The following is a 17,439-nucleotide window of genomic DNA, read 5'->3' on the forward strand; positions in this document are numbered from 1 at the left end:
CCTTTCTCTCTACTTTTTTTAAAAAAATATTCTTTTCACCTGTAGCTATATCGTTTCTTCCTTTATTTACTTGAGATTACTTATAGTATATGACAAAAGTATTTTATTAGGTAGAAATATGATAGTTCAGAGAATTTCTTTTTAAATAGAACTTTATACAATATAAGCAGTTCTTTAAGCGATATCTATTCAGACAAAAAAAGTATTTGTACTTAAGTTGGCACATTGATAAAATAGACATATTAGATAAAAATAATTCGAGATAGTGCTTAATGATTACAGCAAAATAGCAATAAATAACTAACGTGATACAAGGAAATAATTTTTGATTTGGATAACATAGTACTGAAATTCTGGGAAGCAAAAGAACAATTCCTGAAAAAGATTATTGATACCTATAGCCTTCCCCATACCGAAGAAACTGTTTACATGTCTAAAGAAATTAACCATTGCTTATGGCAAAAACTGGAACAGGCGATCATCCCTTGGGAAAGGGTAACAGAAGATGAATCATACGCATGAACTGTTACCGACCTTAAAGAAAAACGGATATCCGATATATGCTGGAATAAATAGTGTTGCGAAGAAACAATGAAAAAGGCTGGCAGATGCCAATTTAATCTACTTATTTGAAAAAATCTTCACTTCTGAAGAATTCGGAGTGGAAAAATCCGACCCATAATTCTTCACACATATTTTTGATACCTTAAATACGGATAATAAAACTGAATTTCTTATGGTAGGAGATAGTCTTACCTCTAATATTTAAGAAGCTAACAATCCAGGAATCGATAGGCGTGTGAAATTCCAAATCAATTCGCTAACACTGCGTATCCATCTTCGCCACATAAATATGCTTGTACAATTTTGAATTTAAAACTACCTGTCTATTTCATGATATGAAAAACCTCTAGAAGTTAGATTTTTTAGGTCTAACTTCTAGAGGTTGGTACAGATTATGGAAGCTTTTTTATATCATCAATTAAGCTAGTTTCACTTGTGGATTAAGAGAGTAACCACGATTCATCCACCTCTTTATTTTTACGAAATACTTTTCCATGCTCATCAATTGCTGCATGCCATTCTTTACATAACTCAACTGGGACACTTTCTGCTAAGTGATTAAACTCTCTGCGCATATGTCCTAAGTTCTTAAACTCACCAAATCCTAGCCGCTTAAACAAACGAATTGCATACTGGTCACCAATAAACACATTTCGATTGAAGATATACAGCAACATCGCATCCGCTGTTTCCGGACCTACACCTTTGATACTCAGTAATTCTCTCCGCAACGTCTCATCAGAATACAGCTCAAACTTTTCAAAATCTTCTCCATGACTGACAAACCATATCATGAGTTCTTTAATATAAGTGCTTTTCTGCTTGTAAAATCCCGCTGGTCGAATCAGTAACTGGAGCTTCTCTTCTTCCATGTCAGACAATTTGTCCACCCTTAAATACGGTTCAAGCTGTTCCAAGGCTTTTTCGACATTCTCCTGCGTTGTTTGCTGAATCAGAATCATCGAAACCCAGTCTTTTATGCGGTTCTCATCCGACCACCAATTTTGAATTCCATAATGGGCGACGAGTTTATTTAACACTCTTATTTTATTTATATCTGTACTCAATTTCATCTCAACCCTTTATCTTTCAAGTCCCTAAATTTTACACTATTTTGAGAGAAATACAAATAAGAATAACTCCCTGATAGTTAACAGTCAAAAAACTTCCAACTCAGCAGAGTAAAAAAGGTTTCTCCAGTAGTATCTTCAATACGATTGTATTATATGAAATTCAGGCATTCAGGCATTATTAGAAAACCGTCACTAAACTGATTCTCAATAAAGCCCCGCTTATTACCTTAATCATTTATACTTGTTTGAATTAAAAAGTTATTCTTAGTGTTTGCCCTAATGCTAGTACCTGTTCCTACTAAGTCAGAGTAAGTAATAATTAATGATTCATTATCTAAAGCTATTTTAAATTGAGTTCTACCATTAAACTCTTCCAGATTCTTCAATTTTATTTTAAACTAGAATCTTTCATTATTTTACTTACTTTTTTTTTTTTTTAGTTTATAATTCATTTATACTTAATCATAAATTTTTATAAAGCATTTTTATAAAGGAGTATCTATGATCAACCCAACTAAAATTCATATTATCGTTAACGAACTTTCTGGTTCAGGTAATGGAAAAAAAGTATCCACCGCGTTAATAACATTATTAAATAAAAAAAAGATTGATTTCAATTTATACCCATCTCAATATGCAGGCCATACCATACAATTAGCTGCAAATCTTTCAAATGAAAAAAACATCAACTTCACTACAAAGAAATATTTATTGCTTATCGTAGGCGGAGATGGAACATTACATGAGGCCCTTACAGGACTTGGAGAAGAACAAAAACATATTCCTTTAGCCTATATCCCCGCTGGGTCAGGAAATGACTTTGCAAAAGGGTTAACCATTTCAAAGAATGTAACTGAAGCTTTGGAACAAATATTAAATTGTAAAGAACCTAAAAAAATAGATATCCTTCATTTCTATGAAAGTTTTTCAAATGAAACAGGGTATGCAGTAAATAATATCGGAGTGGGATTTGATGCTGCTACGGTTAAGTACGCCAATTTATCAACAATAAAAAAGAAACTAAATACTATCAAAATGGGTTCTTTGACGTACGTAGTTTCATTAATTATTGTCTTATTTAAACAAAAAGGATTTCCGATTGAAGTCAAAGTAGATAACGTCCGTTTGATATTTCCTAAAGCTTTTTTAGTTACCGTTAATAATCACCCTTATTTTGGTGGTGGAATTGGAATATCTCCAAAAGCTTCGCCATATGATAATTGTATTGATTTAATTGTTTTGCAAAAGGTTTCTGTTTTTAAAATTATTTTTCTTTTTATTTTACTGTTAAGCGGTGGACGACATTTAAATCACAAAGATGTCCATTATTTGAAAGGCACTCATATTGAGATTCTTTCAAATCAGCTAGCAGATGTCCAAGCAGATGGGGAATTTTTAGGGGGAAAATCTGTGAATTTATCGATTCAATCCTCTATTCGCTATTTCTGGATCTAATAGTAAGAATAGGCGATGACTCAAGGTGCTATTCCTTCCATGCCTATCATCGGATTTATAGTATTTTTTCTTATCATATCTATGGTTAATCGATAAGATTTTGGTTTATCTTCTTTTACCCCTATTTCTTCGAATAATGAAATCTCTTCTTCCAAAATTTTTGGAGAAGTTTTTTCTTTAGTTGTTGTTTCCTCAATACTACTATCTTCTTTTTTATCTTGTAATTCATCTAACATAACAACATCTTTATCCCAAAGCCGTTCTTTTAATGTAGTCAATCTTGTAGCAGAGGATTTTACTACACATTCTTGAAATGCACTAATCTCACCACACAAGATCAATAACTCACTACTTCTCGTGATAGCAGTATACAATAAGTCTCGTCTGAGCATTCTACCATAGTTGTGCACCATAGGTAAGATAACCATTTTAAATTCACTACCCTGAGATTTATGAATAGAACAGCAATAAGCAAGCGTAATCTTATTCCATTCGTTTCTTTTATACGTTACTTCATTTGCATCAAATTGAATGATTAATTCATCCACTTTATCATCTGTTTCTTTTGCGTATACGATACTCGTTATCTCACCCATATCTCCGTTAAACACATTTAGTTCAGGATTATTTACTAAGTGTAGAATTTTATCTCCAATTCGATAAACTTTATCATTAAATTTCACTTCTTTTCGTCTTCCTGTATCATTTGGATTAAGAATTTCTTGCATCATTTTATTCAACGCATCAATCCCAGCTGGTCCACGATACATTGGCGCTAAAACTTGTATATCTTGCTGTGTGTATCCTTTTGTTTTAGCTTTAGTTACGACTTGACTAATAACTTCTTCAATTTGATAAGCATTACAAGTAATTAGTGAACGATCTTTTTTATTTTGTGAAAAATCTGTTGGCAATTGGCCATCTTTAATCTTATGAGCTAATGGGATAATTGAAGAACCGTCTTCTTGACGGTAAATTTCACTTAACTCCATACTTGATATTAATTTTGCATCAATCAAATCATGCAACACTTGCCCTGGACCTACAGATGGCAATTGATTTTTATCTCCCACTAATAAAACTTGCATATTTTGAGGAACTGCCCGTAATACTTGATTAGCTAACCAAGTATCTACCATCGACATTTCATCCACAATTAATAACCCACCCTCTAATTCACGTTCAGATTGTTGGTCTTCATTGTTACTTTCTCTTCCGTTTAATCCTAGAAGGCGATGAATTGTACTACTTGGTAATCCAGTCGTTTCATTCATTCTTTTGGCCGCTCTTCCTGTAGGTGCGGTAAGCAATATAGGAAAAGCTTTATCCGTATAATCATTTAGGTCTAGAGACAGACCATTTAATTCTGCAAATAAGGAAACTATCCCATTTAAAACAGTTGTTTTCCCGGTACCTGGTCCCCCTGTTAAAATAAATATTGGAGATAACATCGCTTCTTCAATGGCTTTCAATTGGGATTTACCATACGAAATAGCCAATCTTTTTTCTAATTTTCTAATTTCTTTTGGTATGTCATGCGCTTTATAACTTATTTTTTTACGATCCATTAATCGTTTTATTGATGAAGAGATTCCCCACTCAGATGCATATAAAGATTTAATGTATATTCTTTTGTTGTCTTCAATAATTTGATTTTCCTCAACAAGATGTACTAATTCAGAAGCAACTGCATCTGGATCAATAATGAAAGATCGACTTGATTCTAGAACTCGCAGACTTTCTTCTAATAAAGGTTTTGCTAATATATAAGTATTTCCCTGGCTTAAACATAATTCATTTAAAGCAAAAAAAACAGCTGCTTTTAATCGAGCAGGCGAATCAGCTGCAAAACCAAGTTGTTCAGCAATAGCATCAGCCTTCTTAAATCCAATATTTTCAATATCCTGAATTAATTGATAAGGATTTTCTTGAATAATTTCTAATGTCTCATTCTGGTACGTTTGATAAATATTAAATGCTAGTTGACTTCCAAAGCCATAGCTATTTAATCCAATAATAATTTTTTCCATTCCATCACTTGCTTGAATAGTTTGAACTAAAACCGCTTTTTTTTTATCATTTAAACCAGTGATCTCTTCTAAAATAGCAGGATCATCACTTATTCGATCAATAGCTTCTTCTCCTAGTACTTTCACAATATTTTCTGCCGTTTTTTTACCAATGCCTGGGAATTTATCACTGGAAAGATAATTTACTATTCCAACTACAGAGGTCGGCTTTTCTTGTTTATAACGATGTGCATTAAACTGAACCCCAAATTTGGGATGGTCGGCTATTTTTCCATAGAATCGGTAACTTTCTTCTTCTTGAACTTGACCGAAACTTCCAGTAATCACAATTTCTTTGTCATCATAGTTTGTATTTGTTTCCATTACCTTTACTAATAAAACTTTATAAAAATTTGTTGGATTTTGATAAAATATGGCTACGGTTTGTCCCACTATATATGGTTCTTCCGCTGAAAATAAAGCTAAGTTTTCTTGTTCAGCCATTTTTATCCATCCTTTCGATCGTTTAATTCATTTTCATTTATTGGTTGTGTATTATTTTTTTGACTATAAATAAAGGTCTCAATATCTTTTATTTGTTGAAGTCTTTTTTGATATTTTTTGGGATTTAGTTTTTTTGATTGTTCAAAAAAATCATTAAAAATTTCTGGTTCTTCTTTTAAAGCAGCTCCTACCAAACCTCGTTTAAACAAAATTTCATCATTTTTAGGTGATACTTCCCAAGCTTTCATATAATAATTTTTGGCTTCTTTAAAGTGACTTGTTTGCATCATACAATCACCTAATAAAATCATAATTGAACTATCTTTTTCATTATTTTCATAAGCTGTTATTAAATAAACTAATGCTTTTTTGGGTTCATTTAATAGTAAATAACACTGACCTATCATAATTGTCGCATCTTTTTTCAAGCTATCTTCATTCCCATTAAATACCTGATAAAAGTACTTTAAAGCAAGTGTAGAATTATTTTTTTGATAATATAGATTGCCAAATGTATAAAGTAATTCTATGTGGTTCGGATATTTTTCATGAGCTGTTTCTAAAACAACTTGAGCATCATCATATTTTTTAGCTAAAATAAAAATACTGGCTAAGTTGCAATAACTATCACTATTTTCATCGTTTTTTTCAATCTCTTCAAATAATAACTGAACAGCCTCATTCAATTGACCATTTTCCCATAATTGAAAAGCTTTATGATTTAGGTTCACTTTGCTCACTCCTTTATAACTCTTATCATTTTACACCAAACAAAGATAATTTTCTATATTCTGTCAGTTTACATTTTTTAAAATTAGAAAAGAAGACAGGACTAAACACAAGCCCGTCTTCTTTAGAGTATTATACGTATTGTAATTCTCTTGATGCATTGTAAGCAGCGTCAATTGTACCTCCGCCAAGACATTCCATCTCTTTATAAAAGACAACGGCTTGCCCAGGAGTAATTGCACGAACAGGCTCATCAAATTCAACTTTAGCTGTCGTTCCATCTTTATTTAAATGGACTGTAACAGCTGTATCCGCTTGTCTATAACGAAATTTAGCCGTACATTTGAATGTCGTTGCTTTTGTTTCATCTGTTGTAAAATGAATATTGGTAGCATCTAAGCGTGTAGCATATAACCATTCATGGTGGAATCCTTGACCAACAAACAATGTGTTTGTTTTTAAATCTTTTCCAATAACAAACCATGGCTCGCTAGAAGCGCCGCCTCCACCAATTCCTAATCCTTGTCTTTGTCCAATTGTATAGTACATCAAGCCATCATGTGTTCCTTTTAATTCGCCATCTGGTGTCATCATTTTACCAGGTTGAGCTGGTAAGTAATTCATCAAGAATTTTTTGAAATCTCTTTCTCCAATAAAACACACTCCGGTAGAGTCTTTTTTCTTAGCTGTTGCTAAGTTAGCTTCTTCCGCGATTCTACGAACTTCACTTTTTTCCATATTACCTAATGGGAACAACGTTTTAGCCAATTGTTCTTGTGATAATTGATTCAAAAAATAAGTTTGATCTTTGTTATTATCGATTCCTCTCAACATATGAGTGACACCATTTTCGTCTCTTTCTACTTGAGCGTAATGGCCTGTAGCGACATAATCTGCTCCTAATTCGACGGCATAGTCTAAAAAGGCTTTAAATTTAATTTCTTTATTACACATCACATCAGGATTAGGTGTCCGTCCTTTTTTATATTCATCTAAGAAATATTGAAATACTTTATCCCAATATTGTTTTTCAAAGTTTACTGAATAATATGGAACACCAATTTGGTTAGCAACTAGAGCAACATCATTATAGTCTTCAGTGGCTGTACATACTCCGAACTCATCGGTGTCATCCCAATTCTTCATAAAAATTCCAATTACATCATAACCTTGTTGTTTTAACAATAGAGCTGTAACAGAAGAATCTACTCCGCCGCTCATTCCTACCACAACGCGTGTGTTGCTATTGTTTTTCATACTTTCACCATCATTTCAAATAGATTCTGAAAATCTTAACGATTTGAAGGTCGTATTTTTTCAGTCTAGTTCATTATACTAACTTTTTGAAAGAAAGCAAGATAACTGGGCTTGCAGTTTATCTAAAAAAAGCATTAAAAATGGATAAACCCATTTTTAATGCTTTTTTCGCTTATTTTATTTTTTTTTGAAAATTCCTTTGTTTAAAAATTCTTGCATAATAAATTCGTGTTTTTCACGTATTTCTTTAAAAGTATCGCCTGTATAAATGTTAACGGCTCTAAGACCATTCATAGTAGTTGTTGCTATTTTTAATTTAGATAAATCATTGGAGATAACAATCTTCAACTTTACTTCTTGGTTAACCATAGAATCACCAGATAATGTGCGAAGATATTGGAAATTGCCTGTTTTCAATTCTTCAAAAGCGTTATCTCTTAATGTATATTTTTTTAAGTCAGGACTAAGTGTATATACATCATTTGAACCTTGTAGCTTTGCTATCTTTTCAAATGCCAATCCTTTCACCTCATCTATTATATTTGCTTTTCAGATTAAATTTATTCTTATCTACTATATCATAATTACCTATTAAATCTTACTGACTAATCACTTATTTATTTTTTTAATTTTGTTGTTACTCTAATTAATTCATCTGCTAAATGATCAATCAATTCTATAGTTGTTTCTATTCCAAAACTAATTCTAACAGATTCGTTTACCCTCTGACTTTTTTCACCATACATAGCCATTAGAACATGACTAGGATTAATATTTCCGGCTGTACAAGCTGATCCAGCAGAGATAGCAATGCCAGCTAAGTCCATTAAGAGCAATAATTGTTCTGATGAGACATCTTTGAACCAGATATTGATGATATGCAATAATCTGTTGTCAGGATGACCATTTATTTCAAATTCAACACCACCCTCTTTTAAGCGATACAACAAATGGTTACTAAAATTTTGATAATCTTTTTTACGTGTGTTTTTTTTTAATTGTGCGATTTCTACCGCTTTTTGGAATCCAGCTATTGCGGGAATATTTTCCGTTCCTGCTCTGCGTTCCATCTCTTGTTCTCCACCAAGCATAAAACTTGGCAAATGGATAGTCTCACTTATATATATAAATCCAATTCCTTTAGGTCCATTTATTTTATGACTCGAAGTGGATAACAAGTCGATGAAGTCTTTTTTCACATTTATTGTTTCTAATCCATATGCTTGAACAGCATCTGTATGAAAATACGCCGTAGATAGGCTTTCCTTAATGATCTTCCCGACTGATTCAATATTCAATATTGATCCTACTTCATTGTTTCCATACATAATAGAAACTAAAATGGTATCTTCTCTTAATGCTTCCTTTAAATCTTGTAAGTCAATCATGCCAAACTTATTAACAGGAAGATAGGTAACTTCAAATCCCATCGTTTCCAAATACTCCATTGGTCTTAAAACGGCATGGTGTTCAATGACTGTTGTGATGATGTGTTTGCCTTCTTTTTCTCGAGCAAATGCGGTCTCTATAATAGCTGTATTATCACTCTCTGTTCCACCGCTTGTTAGAACAATTTCATTTGGTTTAGCGCCAATACTTCGAGCAAATACCATTTTGGCATTATCCATAATTCGCCGGCTATCTCTTCCAAAATAGTGAATACTAGAAGCATTACCAAAATGATTTTTCATCGCATCATAAATAACTTCTATTACTTCTGGATGTACTGGACTAGTTGCAGCGTAGTCAAAATAAAATCTTTCCATTGTTATCCTCCCTTTTCATATTTTCTGTTATAGTAACAACAATATTCGTTGATATGAAGATAAAAAGAGACATCCAACGACTTTTGTCGAATCTCTCTTATCTATTTTTTTGTGCCTTAAATTATTTCTGGAAAAAGCATCTTCAAAATGCCCATTGTTAATGGTCGCCCTTGTCCTTTTGATACATAGGCATGCATATGCATTGCAGGATTAAAATTCGCTTCAATGACAGTATATCCCGGAGCTTCTTTTGTAGAGATATGAGTATAATCTGGAATTATTAAATCTACTCCACAAACCCTTGCGCCTACTGCTTCGGTCATTTCTATCGCTGCTTTTTTATAAGAGTCATCAATGATATCCGTCACGTCAGTGGAGTCTCCACCTGTACTCATATTGGAGTTTTCACGCAAGTATACTTGGATATCTTTTTTAGGGATACTATCTATAGTATATCCTTGTTCTTTTAACATTAATTGTTCAATCTCGTCTAATTGAATCGCTTCAAGTGGCGCACGGTGATTCGTTCCACGTAATGGATTTTTATTTTTTTCTGCGACTAATTCCTTTATTGTGTGTTCTCCATCTCCAATTACATTGGCAGGCGTGCGCAATAATATTGCTGCTACTTGACCATCTAGAACAAAAAAGCGGTATTCTGTTCCTTCAATGAATTCTTCTACTAAAATAGTCGAATCTTCTTTAAAGGCAAAGTCTAAAGCTGATTGATAATCATCTAAATCAGCGCCTTCTTTAAATATAGAGATACCGATGCCATAATTAGTCGATTTAGGCTTTATCACGATCCCTTTAGTTTTATACAGCCAATAATTTTCTTCAGCCTCTTTTTTATTATGGTATTCTTCCCCTGCTGGTACATTAAACCCTTTGGCAGCAAGTATTTTTTTCGTAACCGTTTTGTTCTCCATAATTAAAGGAGCGATATACTGATCTTTTGATGTCATGTTAGCATTTTTCACATACTCAACGTGGTCTTTATAACTCAATTTTAAAAATTGTTCTGTTTCATCTAAAATTTCTACTATTAAACCTTTTTGAATGGCATCAAAAATAAGCAATTGAGTTGATAATTCCATATTTGAAAACCCTCTTACCATGTAAGGTTTTTCAAGAGATTCTTTTTTATATTTTTCAGCTAATTGCATCCCAAAAGACAAATAGGTTCCATTGTTTTCAATACCTTCTACCATTCGAGCGGCTATTGTCGTTTCTGGTTTTTCGAATTGTTCTTTGGCATGCTGAATACAGTTAGTTTGAGTAAGCGAACCATTAGTTTCTTGAATCATTTCAAACATTTGATTTATAAGATCCATTCCTTCTTTATGGTACTGAGTAGCCTCAAAAGGATTTTCTAAAGCAACTATCTCGCTCATTTCTTTTCCTTTTTCAACTTCTTCCATTGTTGCTGACTCATCTTTCCAAATCATTAGCATACAAAACAAATGAATGAACTGCATATCTTGTTCAGATATCCCAAAAGCATCAAAAGGGTTCAAATCAAAAATTCTTAATTCTACATAAGAAATACCTTCCTGCAGCATCTCACGAGCTTTCTTGGTTCCTCTTAAACGTACACCTGAATAAAACTCTTTTTCTTCAGATAACATACCTTCGTTTACAGCTGTTTCTAAATTTTCAACATACTTTTCAACCGTCTCAAATGAAATAGATACATCCTCTGAATTAGCATAACCAAAGTGGCTACTACGAATACTTCTAATGTATTTTTTTGGAGGGTCTATTTCACATTTTTTATTCTTAAAGAAGGAAGAATCTGCAACAGGTGCAGCACTTAATAAATAGGTTAAAACCCATCGATAACGCAAAAAATTCCTTGCTAATTTTAAATAAAGAGAGGATTGAAAATGAACGAGATCTACATACTCCGTTTGATTTAAATACAATTGTTTTATCATTTCTTTATCAAGTTCAAAATTATAATGAACTCCGCTCAACATCTGTTTATTTTTACCATACTTATCCGCTAAATGTTTACGGTAGGCTACATCTTTTTCACTATCTAAGTTTGCTATAGGTATAATAGATTCTTCAGGTAAAACAACTGGCATACTCATCGGCCAAATAAATTCATCCTTAGAAATAGTTCTTAGTACAACATCATGAATCGCACTTAACCATCTATTAGTTTCACTAATGGAGTTAAGTGGTGGAGTAATTAATTCTAATTGTGATTCACTAAAATCGGTTTGAATATACGGATGGAATGAACGGTTTCCAAATTGAGTTGAGTGTTCAGTTAAAGACAGTGTACTCGTATTCAAAACCCGTAACCCTTCTTTTTCTATACCATAAATAGCTTTATAAAAAGCGTGATTTATTTTAAGTTCTTTTATATTTTCTTTAATTGTCTTCATCTATATGTTCCCTCTTTTTTCTTTGATTTGTCTTTCAATTTCAGTTTTGATTTTTTTTTCTGGAGCATATAGTTGTTCCCAATCTTTTGGTTTTAATACTTTGCCATCTGATATTCGATAATGAGGCTTTCCATCAGGAAATCGTTTCCCCATATTAGCCTCATGCACAATAGTTGAAATAGGTCTTGGATCTACACCCATTAAAACAAACGAACCATAATTAAAATAGTTCGCATCTATCAATGCATCAACTTGCCCGACTAAAGTCGACTTGACTTCTTTATTTTCCATTTTTATTTTAGTAATCGTTTTAACAACAGACTGTTCCCATTGGAAAACGATTTTTTCAAATGACGATAAGTCCCCTTTTACACTTGCATACAAAAATTCTAATATTTCTTCTGTTGAAAATGCCGCACGGTGTAACGCTTCTTGTGGCACTAGTGCTGTCGGACTAGTATTTTTTGGTTGATTAAAAACTTCATGGAATGCTTGTACTTGTTCAAATGTAGATGATTCCTTCATGATTGAATTTACCTTTATTCCTTTCATATCTATAAAATAATTATGTTATAGATTAAAAATGTTACTCTTATTTTATTTTTGTGAAATTAAATGTTTCCTTAATGCTGCATTTTCTGATTCTAAAATTTTACGCTTCATCTCTGACTCTTTTAAATCTTGTTGTATAATCTTTAGAAACTGAAAATTATCTCCAAAAGAACGATCTATTTTTTCTAAGCTGGCTTTTTCATTTAATAGTTTTTTCAAATCTTCCTCTATATATTTAATTCCCTCTTTAATTTCCAAGTTTTGCTCAATTAAAAATTGATTGCGCTGAAGCAGCTTATGCTGATTTTTCTCTTTTTTACCTTCTGATATTGTAATAGATAAAAGATATACTGTCGCACAGGCTATTAATAAAGGGAAAATGGTTTCAAGCAATCTTTGCGGTTGAGAAAAAGTTAACTGTACAATATTTATTGTAGCTAAGAAAAGGATCACTATCCCAACTTTAAACACTCTAGTTTGCTTTAACTTTTTTAGCTCCTTGTAATAATCTAGTTGGTTGTTCAGTTCTTGTTCGCTCAATTTATAGTTGTCTTGTATTTTTTGTATAGTTAAAAATAATTCTTGCTCTTTATTTTCTAAACTAGCCTTTTCTTGCTCTTGATAAAAAATAAATGCCTCATTTTCTTCTCTTAAGTACTTTAGATTCTCTATTATATCTTTCTGATATTCTTCTTTTTTTACACTCAGTATTTTTTCAATCTCATCAGATTTTTTCACAAGAATGTCATCCATTTTTATTTGTTTGTTTTCAAATATTTTTTTTAGAGCCTGATGTTTGATTGCATAGACTATTTCTAATGCGGTAATTTTTTTTTCCAACTGTTGCAATCTACTACTTTCTTCTTGATAAAAGCTTTTCTTATATTCTTTAGTAAGACTTCTAAATTCTACCAGTTGTTCTTGAACTTGGCGATAGATACTGTTAGTTTGGTGATAAGCTTCATTCAAGATATCTTCCGCTTCAATTTCAGCCTCTATTTGAACGCTTGATTTCACGGGTACAACATAGGATGAAACTTTCCTTTTTGTTAGCTTTGTTATCAAATTTTTCACTCCTTCATAACCCGAAAGTCCTTAGGAAAGTTTTTTATTTAGCTATTAAATTACTTAACTTGTTATTCTAATTAATGATAGCATAATTTTAAAATAATAGGGAACATTACTTACTTTTTCTCATTTTTAATTATACTATCCTGCAAACAAACGTTCGTTATAAGTAGAAGCTGAAGTCTTTAAATGATATACTGTTAAGGTAATTATTATGGAGGTGCAAAATATGAATAAACCTTTAGCATTCCGGATGCGTCCTACAAGCATCAATCAAGTTATTGGACAAAGTCATTTAGTAGGGCCTGGAAAAATCATTCAACGGATGGTTGATGCAAAAATGCTGTCTTCCATGATTTTATATGGACCTCCAGGTATTGGTAAAACAAGTATTGCTAGCGCTATTGCAGGTTCCACTCGATATGCTTTTCGGATATTAAATGCTGCTACTGATACTAAAAAGGATTTACAAATTGTTGCTGAAGAAGCAAAGATGAGTGGTTCGGTGATTCTTTTGCTTGATGAGGTTCATCGTCTAGACAAACCTAAACAAGATTTTTTGCTGCCCCACTTAGAAAGTGGTCGAATCATTTTAATTGGCGCAACAACTGAGAATCCTTATATATCTATCAGTCCTGCTATCAGAAGTAGAGCTCAGATTTTTGAATTAAAACCTCTTTCTATAGAAAATATACAACTAGCTTTAACTTCTGCTCTTGAAGATAAAGAACGTGGCTTAGGTAATTATACTGTTAATATTACAGATGAAGCTACCTTACACCTTTCAAGAACAACTAATGGCGATTTAAGGAGTTCTCTTAATGGATTGGAACTAGCAGTTAAATCAACTAATCCCGATGAGAATGGGATAATTCAAATCACTCTAGATATTGTAGAAGAATGTATTCAACGAAAAGCATTGACTCATGATAAAGACGGAGACGCTCATTATGACGTTATTTCAGCATTACAGAAATCTATTCGTGGCAGCGATGTAAATGCTTCTTTGCATTACTTAGGCCGTCTAATAGAAGCCGGTGATCTGCCTATTATTGCTAGAAGATTAATGGTGATTGCCTACGAAGATATTGGGCTAGCTAATCCATCTGCTGCTCAAAGGACTGTCACAGCTATCCATGCTTCCGAAAGACTTGGTTTTCCAGAAGCCAAAATTCCATTAGCTACTGCGGTTATCGACTTGTGCCTTTCACCAAAGTCAAATTCTTCAGTCGTTGCAATTGATGCAGCTTTACAGGATATACGTTCTGGAAAAAGTGGAGATGTGCCTGATCATTTAAGAGACTCTCATTATAAAGGTGCAAAAAATTTAGGTCGTGGTTTAACTTATAAATACCCTCATAGCTATCCAGAAGCATGGGTAGATCAGCAATATCTACCAGATAAATTAAAAAAATCTATTTATTATCACCCTAACCACACTGGGAAATATGAAGATGCATTAGCACGTCAATACAATAAGATCAACCAAAAAAAAGAATAAAATAGCGGTTTCTTTGTTGTATTGTAGGTATGTTTTTTGAATCGAAAGCATTACTGAATTATTGACAGTTTGTTAGCTGTATGCTAATATAAAGATAAGATTTCTGAGATGCTCGTCATGTCCAACATGTGTTGACCGAACAATTAATATTACCTTGGGATCCAAACTGATTCAAACAAATAACATGCCTTTTCACTTGGTAGTTAGACGTTTGACAGTGGAGCCCACCTGCTAACTGCGGGTTCAATACAACCTGGACGTATAAACGGCATCACCGGATTTCTTATTAAAGTTGAAAAACTTTGAAAGCCATTCTTTATTGAGTGGCTTTTTTCTATTTTGTCGTTTCTATTTTATTTTAAAGTGATTAAAAGTACTTATCTACAGAAAGGAACATCCAGTATGTTGTTACAAATTTTATTCGGAATTTTCGCCTTTCTTTTGTTATCCCTATCTTATTTTTTAATAAGTGGTAAAGCGACTATCTTTATTCCAAATCTTCATGCTGAGAGAAAAAAATATGCTCAAAACCTTTTTCTTATTTTTGGAATACTATTTATTTTTTCTGGAATTGCTAGTTTAGCTTTAATTTTTTATCATCCTGTTTGGCTTTCATTTGGATTCTTAGGTTTAGTAAGTCTTTTTATGATGATTTTTATTTTTGCCTTGAACTTTTTTATGTGAATTCTTAATATGAACACTTTATCTACTTTATTGAATACAAATTCTATGAAAACGAATTTATTTGAGGTACAATAATCATAGATAGAAGTACTTGTTAACTAGTTCAATAATTTAATTAGAATGGAGTGATTTATATGTTACAACAGTATAATCGGATTTTGGTTGCTATTGACGGTTCAAAAGAAGCTGAACTTGCTTTTAAAAAAGGTGTACAAGTTGCTGTACGAAATAATGCTACTTTAATTTTAGCACATGTAATTGATACTAGAGCTTTTCAGAGTATTTCAACCTTTGATGGTTCTATGGCTGAAAAAGCTAAGGAACAAGCTACTACAACTTTAGAAGAATATGTTCGCTATGCTAAGAATCACCGAGTTGCAGATATTAGTTACTCTATTGAATATGGTTCACCAAAAGTTTTAATCGCAAAACAAATACCGGAAGACAAAAATATTGACTTAATTCTTTTAGGAGCAACCGGTTTAAATGCTGTTGAACGTATTTTTATAGGTTCCGTTTCAGAGTATGTTATTAGACACGCTTCATGTGATGTATTAATTGTTAGAACTGGTTTAGATAATATTCCGGAATCATAATTTATTAAAATAAAAGGGGCATTAAAAAAGTTAAAACTTTTTTAATGCCCCTTTTATTTTGCTTTTATTTCATTAAATAAGTCAATTACTTACGTAATCTTTCTACATCACGTGCGATAACAATTTCTTCATCTGTTGGAATTAACAATACCTTTACTTTTGAATCGGTAGTAGAGATAATACGTTCTTTACCTCGTACTTTATTTGCTTCTTCATCAATTTCTGCTCCAAACCAATTTATACCATCAATAATAATTTGGCGTGTTTCAGGAGAATTTTCTCCAATCCCTGCTGTAAAGACAATCGCATCTGCACCATTCAATAAGGCAAAATACTGACCAATATATTTTTGTACACGGTTATAAAAAATATCTAAAGCTATTTGTGCTTGTTCATTTCCTGCTTCTGCTGCATCTTCTACATCACGCATATCACTAGAAACACCAGAAAGACCTAATAATCCAGATTTATTATTCAAAATATAAACCATTTCATTAATGTCACTAAGACCTAATTTATTCATTAAAAATGGCAATATAGAAGCATCAATATCACCTGAACGCGTTCCCATAGTAATCCCTGCTAGAGGAGTAAAGCCCATTGATGTGTCAAGTGATTTACCCTCTTTAACAGCTGTAATAGAACCGCCATTTCCTAAATGACAAGTAATGAGTTTAAGATCTTCTAATGGTTTACCAAGCATTTCAGCTGCGCGTTCTGAAACATATTTGTGAGATGTACCATGAGCTCCGTATTTACGGGCTGCAAAATCTTTATAATAACTCATTGGAATACTATATAAGTAGTTTTCTTCTGGCATAGACGCATGAAATGATGTATCAAATACTGCTACACTAGTGATATTTGGCAATAATTTTTTAAATGCTTTAATTCCTGTAGCATTTGCAGGATTGTGTAAGGGCGCAAATTCTGCCAAGCCTTCAATTTGAGCGATTACTTCATCAGTGACAAGAGCTGAATCTTTAAAAATTTCACCCCCAGCAACCACACGATGACCGACACCTGTAATTTCTTCATAATTTTTAATTACATTTAATTCGATTAATTTATCTAAAACCATGTGTATTGCGATTTCATGATTTTTGATATCCTCAACTACTTTATATTTTTCGCCATTGTATTTAGTTGTAAATACAGAATTTTTTAGACCAACTCTTTCAATAATTCCTGAAACAATTTCTTCTTCTGCTGGCATTTCGTAAAGAGTAAACTTTAAACTAGAACTTCCTGCGTTTATTGCGATTGTTTTTGACATAATAAAACC

At 32.5% G+C, this 17,439-nt stretch carries 16 protein-coding genes and 1 other RNA gene; 6 read left to right on the forward strand and 11 right to left on the reverse strand.

Annotation, left to right across the window (positions count from 1 at the left end; translation table 11 throughout):
• Window positions 1-330: 330 nt before the first annotated feature.
• A complete protein-coding gene (locus BR44_RS03410; protein ID WP_034550646.1) occupies window positions 331-522 on the forward strand; it encodes a hypothetical protein in 192 nt (63 codons plus the stop codon).
• 482 nt (window positions 523-1,004) lie between these two features.
• Here the strand turns inward: BR44_RS03410 and BR44_RS03415 are convergent, their stop codons facing one another.
• The gene (locus tag BR44_RS03415) at window positions 1,005-1,637 is read right to left on the reverse strand and encodes an endonuclease III domain-containing protein (protein WP_034550647.1); all 633 of its coding nucleotides are present in this window, start codon (window positions 1,635-1,637) and stop codon (window positions 1,005-1,007) included.
• Window positions 1,638-1,864: 227 nt separating this feature from the next.
• Window positions 1,865-2,023 carry a restriction endonuclease FokI recognition domain-containing protein gene (locus BR44_RS12250; RefSeq protein WP_483771099.1) on the reverse strand — a complete coding sequence of 53 codons (159 nt, stop codon included), beginning with the start codon at window positions 2,021-2,023 and terminating at the stop codon, window positions 1,865-1,867.
• A gap of 115 nt (window positions 2,024-2,138) precedes the next feature.
• On the opposite strand from BR44_RS12250, the gene BR44_RS03420 reads away from it, so the two are divergent.
• On the forward strand, window positions 2,139-3,092 hold the full coding sequence (locus BR44_RS03420) for a diacylglycerol/lipid kinase family protein (RefSeq protein WP_034550648.1): 954 nt from the start codon (window positions 2,139-2,141) through the stop codon (window positions 3,090-3,092).
• Between the two features lie 20 nt (window positions 3,093-3,112).
• Here BR44_RS03420 and recD2 read toward each other — a convergent pair whose 3' ends face one another.
• From recD2 to BR44_RS03460, 8 genes are all read right to left on the reverse strand, one after another.
• Entirely contained in the window at window positions 3,113-5,605 is a 2,493-nt protein-coding gene (recD2, locus tag BR44_RS03425; protein ID WP_034550650.1) for an SF1B family DNA helicase RecD2, read from the reverse strand.
• A gap of 2 nt (window positions 5,606-5,607) precedes the next feature.
• Window positions 5,608-6,336, reverse strand: coding sequence for a tetratricopeptide repeat protein (locus BR44_RS03430; protein ID WP_051912484.1), 729 nt, complete (start codon window positions 6,334-6,336; stop codon window positions 5,608-5,610).
• A gap of 130 nt (window positions 6,337-6,466) precedes the next feature.
• Window positions 6,467-7,591 (reverse strand): tRNA 2-thiouridine(34) synthase MnmA, encoded by a 1,125-nt coding sequence (gene mnmA / locus BR44_RS03435; RefSeq protein WP_034550651.1) that lies wholly within the window; start codon window positions 7,589-7,591, stop codon window positions 6,467-6,469.
• A 177-nt stretch (window positions 7,592-7,768) separates the two neighbouring features.
• On the reverse strand, window positions 7,769-8,110 hold the full coding sequence (locus tag BR44_RS03440) for a cysteine desulfurase (RefSeq protein ID WP_034550652.1): 342 nt from the start codon (window positions 8,108-8,110) through the stop codon (window positions 7,769-7,771).
• Window positions 8,111-8,208: 98 nt separating this feature from the next.
• Window positions 8,209-9,357: a cysteine desulfurase family protein gene (locus tag BR44_RS03445; RefSeq protein ID WP_034550655.1), complete on the reverse strand. Its 1,149-nt coding sequence runs from the start codon at window positions 9,355-9,357 to the stop codon at window positions 8,209-8,211.
• Between the two features lie 116 nt (window positions 9,358-9,473).
• Entirely contained in the window at window positions 9,474-11,753 is a 2,280-nt protein-coding gene (gshAB, locus tag BR44_RS03450; RefSeq protein WP_034550657.1) for a bifunctional glutamate--cysteine ligase GshA/glutathione synthetase GshB, read from the reverse strand.
• Window positions 11,754-12,278: a pyrophosphohydrolase domain-containing protein gene (locus BR44_RS03455; RefSeq protein WP_034550658.1), complete on the reverse strand. Its 525-nt coding sequence runs from the start codon at window positions 12,276-12,278 to the stop codon at window positions 11,754-11,756. It lies immediately after the preceding gene.
• A 72-nt stretch (window positions 12,279-12,350) separates the two neighbouring features.
• Window positions 12,351-13,370, reverse strand: coding sequence for a V-type ATP synthase subunit I domain-containing protein (locus tag BR44_RS03460; RefSeq protein ID WP_034550660.1), 1,020 nt, complete (start codon window positions 13,368-13,370; stop codon window positions 12,351-12,353).
• A 232-nt stretch (window positions 13,371-13,602) separates the two neighbouring features.
• Here BR44_RS03460 and BR44_RS03465 point away from each other — a divergent pair, with 232 nt between their 5' ends.
• The 4 genes from BR44_RS03465 to BR44_RS03475 all read left to right on the forward strand — a co-directional run bounded on the left by BR44_RS03465 (window position 13,603) and on the right by BR44_RS03475 (window position 16,154).
• Window positions 13,603-14,874, forward strand: a complete 1,272-nt coding sequence (locus BR44_RS03465; RefSeq protein WP_034550661.1) for a replication-associated recombination protein A — start codon at window positions 13,603-13,605, stop codon at window positions 14,872-14,874.
• Between the two features lie 97 nt (window positions 14,875-14,971).
• Window positions 14,972-15,159, forward strand: a non-coding RNA gene (gene ssrS / locus BR44_RS11240) — 6S RNA.
• 120 nt (window positions 15,160-15,279) lie between these two features.
• Entirely contained in the window at window positions 15,280-15,558 is a 279-nt protein-coding gene (locus BR44_RS03470) for a hypothetical protein (protein ID WP_156954880.1), read from the forward strand.
• Between the two features lie 134 nt (window positions 15,559-15,692).
• Entirely contained in the window at window positions 15,693-16,154 is a 462-nt protein-coding gene (locus tag BR44_RS03475) for a universal stress protein (RefSeq protein WP_034550664.1), read from the forward strand.
• Window positions 16,155-16,239: 85 nt separating this feature from the next.
• Here the strand turns inward: BR44_RS03475 and BR44_RS03480 are convergent, their stop codons facing one another.
• On the reverse strand, window positions 16,240-17,430 hold the full coding sequence (locus tag BR44_RS03480; protein WP_034550665.1) for an acetate/propionate family kinase: 1,191 nt from the start codon (window positions 17,428-17,430) through the stop codon (window positions 16,240-16,242).
• Window positions 17,431-17,439: the final 9 nt, after the last annotated feature.

Source organism: Carnobacterium funditum DSM 5970 (assembly GCF_000744185.1).
Lineage (GTDB): Bacteria > Bacillota > Bacilli > Lactobacillales > Carnobacteriaceae > Carnobacterium_A > Carnobacterium_A funditum.

What these genes read in the sequence shown, in the direction of transcription:
- gshAB (WP_034550657.1), bottom strand. Translation starts at nt 11,753, where the DNA reads ATGAAGACAATTAAAGAAAATATAAAAGAACTTAAAATAAATCACGCT.
- BR44_RS03455 (WP_034550658.1), bottom strand. Translation starts at nt 12,278, where the DNA reads ATGAAGGAATCATCTACATTTGAACAAGTACAAGCATTCCATGAAGTT.
- BR44_RS03465 (WP_034550661.1), top strand. Translation starts at nt 13,603, where the DNA reads ATGAATAAACCTTTAGCATTCCGGATGCGTCCTACAAGCATCAATCAA.
- BR44_RS03445 (WP_034550655.1), bottom strand. Translation starts at nt 9,357, where the DNA reads ATGGAAAGATTTTATTTTGACTACGCTGCAACTAGTCCAGTACATCCA.
- BR44_RS03480 (WP_034550665.1), bottom strand. Translation starts at nt 17,430, where the DNA reads ATGTCAAAAACAATCGCAATAAACGCAGGAAGTTCTAGTTTAAAGTTT.
- BR44_RS03415 (WP_034550647.1), bottom strand. Translation starts at nt 1,637, where the DNA reads ATGAAATTGAGTACAGATATAAATAAAATAAGAGTGTTAAATAAACTC.
- BR44_RS03420 (WP_034550648.1), top strand. Translation starts at nt 2,139, where the DNA reads ATGATCAACCCAACTAAAATTCATATTATCGTTAACGAACTTTCTGGT.
- mnmA (WP_034550651.1), bottom strand. Translation starts at nt 7,591, where the DNA reads ATGAAAAACAATAGCAACACACGCGTTGTGGTAGGAATGAGCGGCGGA.
- recD2 (WP_034550650.1), bottom strand. Translation starts at nt 5,605, where the DNA reads ATGGCTGAACAAGAAAACTTAGCTTTATTTTCAGCGGAAGAACCATAT.
- BR44_RS03475 (WP_034550664.1), top strand. Translation starts at nt 15,693, where the DNA reads ATGTTACAACAGTATAATCGGATTTTGGTTGCTATTGACGGTTCAAAA.